The organism is Moorena sp. SIO3I6 (assembly GCF_010672095.1).
The window spans coordinates 1-4,095 of the sequence record NZ_JAAHHU010000378.1 but is presented as its reverse complement, the minus strand read 5'-3'; the positions used below and the strand labels follow the sequence as shown (position 1 = coordinate 4,095).

At 43.9% G+C, this 4,095-nt stretch carries 5 protein-coding genes; 2 read left to right on the top strand and 3 right to left on the bottom strand.

Annotated elements, in window-relative coordinates:
- Nucleotides 1-322, bottom strand: a 322-nt coding sequence (locus F6K49_RS36400; RefSeq protein WP_293104655.1) for a reverse transcriptase N-terminal domain-containing protein, incomplete at its 3' end; no start/stop codon positions are given.
- A 528-nt stretch (nucleotides 323-850) separates the two neighbouring features.
- Entirely contained in the window at nucleotides 851-1,915 is a 1,065-nt protein-coding gene (locus tag F6K49_RS36395; RefSeq protein ID WP_293017267.1) for a transposase, read from the bottom strand.
- 283 nt (nucleotides 1,916-2,198) lie between these two features.
- Here F6K49_RS36395 and F6K49_RS36390 point away from each other — a divergent pair, with 283 nt between their 5' ends.
- Together F6K49_RS36390 and F6K49_RS36385 are read left to right on the top strand one after the other, a co-directional pair.
- Nucleotides 2,199-2,429, top strand: coding sequence for a hypothetical protein (locus tag F6K49_RS36390; RefSeq protein WP_293069209.1), 231 nt, complete (start codon nucleotides 2,199-2,201; stop codon nucleotides 2,427-2,429).
- Between the two features lie 72 nt (nucleotides 2,430-2,501).
- Nucleotides 2,502-2,648, top strand: coding sequence for a chlorophyll a/b-binding protein (locus tag F6K49_RS36385; protein ID WP_070394076.1), 147 nt, complete (start codon nucleotides 2,502-2,504; stop codon nucleotides 2,646-2,648).
- A 227-nt stretch (nucleotides 2,649-2,875) separates the two neighbouring features.
- Here F6K49_RS36385 and purH read toward each other — a convergent pair.
- On the bottom strand, nucleotides 2,876-4,095 hold a 1,220-nt coding region (gene purH / locus F6K49_RS36380), incomplete at its 5' end, for a bifunctional phosphoribosylaminoimidazolecarboxamide formyltransferase/IMP cyclohydrolase (protein ID WP_293104649.1).

Genomic DNA, 4,095 nt, shown 5'->3' with positions numbered 1-4,095 from the left:
GGCTTACTTCATTCCAGTTCCAGTTTTTCATTAGTCGGTTTTTCTCTTTGGTTTTGATGGCTACATAACCGTCTATTCCTGGAGTGTTCCTTCCTTTGTTTTTAACCGTAACTGTCTGTATTGCTAAGGCTAATGCTGACTTGCTATTTATAATTAGTTTCATCAGATTTTTCACCTTATCCCATCCGCTGCCTTTTAGTTGAGCTTCTTTGGTTGCCCTGAATATTCTTCTTTGAAGTTTGAGAACCTGTTTATTGATGACTTTCCAGTCTATCTCAGTCCAGTCCCAGACTCCAGTACCAGTATTGGTTCTACTTTTCATCGGGGTGAGTCTCTATTCCTCAATTCTTGGAACATTCTGATTAGACCAACCTGACGTCTGCTACCTCTCGGTATGATTCATAGGAATCTATATGTCCGGTTATGATTTCCCGTTGACTTTCGTCGTGACATCATTTGCTTTTTCAGGTCTCCTACTCCCTGTCAACCCTGGGCTTCTTTTGCAATCCGCTTTGCCATTTATTGGCGGTTGAAATTTCAGGGGTTACCGTGTTCATCAAGTGAAGTTTTCGATATCCCTTTAGGTTCATCCTTTGCTCCGGAGTTCTTCGTTGCATCAGATTGAGAAGGACACAATCCCCAATCACTTATTATCGAACTCGGTGCCCTTTTGGCTACAGTGTTTCAATCACGTTTCACTGTTCAAGCGTTACGAAGCTTTTATAGATGTTCACTTTCGTTAACCATTGGGTATCTTCCTGCTAGCACTTGCGGCGGTGTGATTCCGACCTTGGGTGCTACTTCCTGTATTTCTACAGGACTTTATCGAGAATCTGCACTCAGGTTCCGATTACTCTTCCCCCCTCATCTCGGCAGGCTGGAGGATGCACTCTCCAGAAAGCCATTTCAGGCTTTGGTTCAACTTGACGCTTTCACGTCGCGCACACCCACGCTTCCAAGCTACCCATTTGAGGAGATCTAAGAATTGACCAAAAGATGCATCAATGCAGTCTTTTCTTAGCATTCCTCGATTCAGTCCTATTGTGTTTAGATCTTCAGCAAAGATTGTCTCAGCCTGGTCACAGAGCAAATGTGCTGTTTTTAGATGGAAGTCTTTACGAGCGTTGGCAATCTTGTGATGCAATCTGGCCACCTTCAGTTGTGCTTTTTCCCAGTTGTTAGAACGCTTCTGTTTTTTAGCTGCTCTACGTTGTAGCAATTTCAGCTTACCTTGCAGTTGCTTGAAAAACTTAGGACGCTCAACTGTGAAACCATCTGAAGTTGTCAGAAACTTTTCTAACCCAAGGTCTATCCCTATTGCTCGGCCAACGGCAGGATGATCTGGGATATCAACTTCCATTGCAATTGATATCACAACATACCATTCTGTTTGTCTAGCCTTAGCCAGAACTCTAACCTGTTTGACTTGGAATCCAACAGGAATTTTTCGATGGAGTCGAATAGGAACTAGGCCAATTTTAGGAAGCTTGATATGTTCGTTTCCTACTGGATTTGACTTGAATTGCGGGAATAAAAACGACTTGTATTGACCCTTTTTCTTAAATCTTGGAAAACCAAATCCGCGCTTACGCATTGCTTCCCATGAATCATGCAACCTTCTAACGGTTGTCTGTAACACCTGGGAATGCACTTTAGCTAGAAATGGGTTGGTTTTCTTGGCTAATGGTAGATTATTTTGTTGACGGTGATAACTAGGAAACGGTGTATCGGCAGGAATAATGTACTCACTTTGCAAAGAACACCTATCCACAGGACATTTACGGCTTGCAATCCAGTCTTTTAACTCTCTTAGCGAATAGTTATAGACTCGTCTACAAGTCTCAAGCCATTCTTTCATGATCTGTTCTTGATTTTGACTTGGGTAAATCCTGTATGTGTAGTTAATTGTCAACATACTCTTATTATACCATAGAAAAAAACAATGGTAAATACAAATAAAGAGGGCATCGAAGAGACGAAACCTTAGAGAGTGGAGCCTTATTACAAAAGCCTTAACCCCTGGTTGACTGACAAATCTTGCTTTGTAGGTTGGGTTTCACTATGTTCAACCCAACCTACGTAAAATCAAGGGTTTGAGGAGTTTTGTCAGTCTAGGTCATCTGCTAAGCTGTTCAGCATTTAGATTGGGATACCCAAATTGGTCAAAGGGAACAGGGAACAGGGAAAAACTAATTTAAATGCACATCAGCTTAGTAGGTGTTGCCGGTTGCTGCTTAGAACCTTGGCCAAAAGGCCACGCTACGGGAACAACCCACCCTACACCGAACGCCACAAGCGAACAACCGGTTAACCTTGACCTTTCAGCCACGCTGCGCGAACAACCCTATCTCCCCATCGCCTCCAGTTATCCGTACTTCAGGCAAAGCGTATCGATATATACCATATTTTGGTTATCAAAATATAAATAAATGTTGCAAGTATCCCCAAAATAGGTTAACTTATATTACAGAAGCTAACAAAACCCTAGGAGATCTATAACAATGACTCAAGAGCAAGAATCTAAGTTCGGTTTCACCAACTTTGCTGAAACCTGGAATGGCCGTTTGGCAATGCTTGGTTTCGCCATTGGCTTGGCTACCGAGTTGCTGACTGGTAACGGAATTCTGCAACAACTAGGTCTGATGTAATCGACCATAAGCAATAGGGCGCACACCGTGCGCCCCTAAAGTTGATTTGTGTTCTACTCGATATCTGAAGCGCTATGGTCAGTTAGCCTTTACCAAAAATCCTGCAGTTAAACCCTAAGGGCTGACCTACTAACCCCCTTTTATCTATTAGTAAATCTGATCGAAACTGCTTTCGATCAGATTTACTAATGACTAATGACTCATGTGAAAATAACTAAAACTCATAACTAATGTAAAAAGTGGCGCATACCGGTGAGCACCATTACTAATCCCAGTTCATCTGCTGCCTGAATCGAGTCTTGATCTCGTAAACTACCACCCGGTTGCACAATTGCCTCAATCCCCGCTTTAGCAGCTGTCCGCACTGAGTCATCGAAGGGGAAGAATCCATCACTAGCAAGGATAGCGTTTTTGCTATTTTCCCCAGCCTGTTCTAAAGCTATATTGACTGCACCTACCCGATTCATTTGACCGGCACCCACACCTAAAGTTGTGCGATCGCGCGTCACGACGATGGCATTAGACTTAACATGCTTACACACCTTCCAAGCAAATAATAATTCTGCCATTTGGTCAGGAGTAGGTTGCTTTTGGGTCACTACTTGCCAATTCTCAGGATTATCCATGGCATCATCAGCAGCTTGCACCAGAAACCCCCCTGCAATAGCTTTCACGGTTTGCTTTGATCCCGTCTGTAAGTCTGGTAATAGCAACACCCTTAGCTTCGACTTAGCACTGAGAATTTCTTGAGCTTCTGGTTCACAGCCTGGTGCGACTACACATTCTAAGAAAGTTTTCTTTAACGCCACAGCTGTAGCAGCATCAATGGGTTGATTTAATGCCACGATTCCACCGAAGGCAGAAATAGAGTCAGCATTGAATGCCTTCTGATAGGCTTGCGATAGGGTTTCTGCCAAGGCTACCCCACAAGGATTGGTGTGCTTGAGAATTGCTGCGGCTGGAGTGTCAGTAAATTCATTAATGATCCGCCGTGCAGCTTCTAAATCCACTAGGTTGTTGTAACTGAGTTCTTTACCCTGAAGTTTAGTGGCTGCAGCCCAACCAGTGGCAACTGTTCCGGATTGATACCACGATGCCGGTTGATGGGGATTCTCGCCATAGCGTAGAGATTGGCGCTGTTGTCCAGATAAGGTAAATCGTTTTGGTAGGGACACTGGATCTTCGTACCCGATCAGGTAGGATGCGATCGCATGGTCATAGGCAGCAGTATGACCAAAAACCTCTATAGCGCAAGCCTGACGGAATTCGATTGATGGTTGATTTCCATTCTGGCGCAACTCCTCTAAGTAATCCTGATACTGACTGGGATTACACAGCACTGTCAGGTGAGCATAGTTTTTCGCAGCTGCCCTCAGCAGTGTTGGACCACCGATATCGATAGTTTCAATTGCTTCTGCTAAACTCACGTCCGGTTTAGCAACAGTCT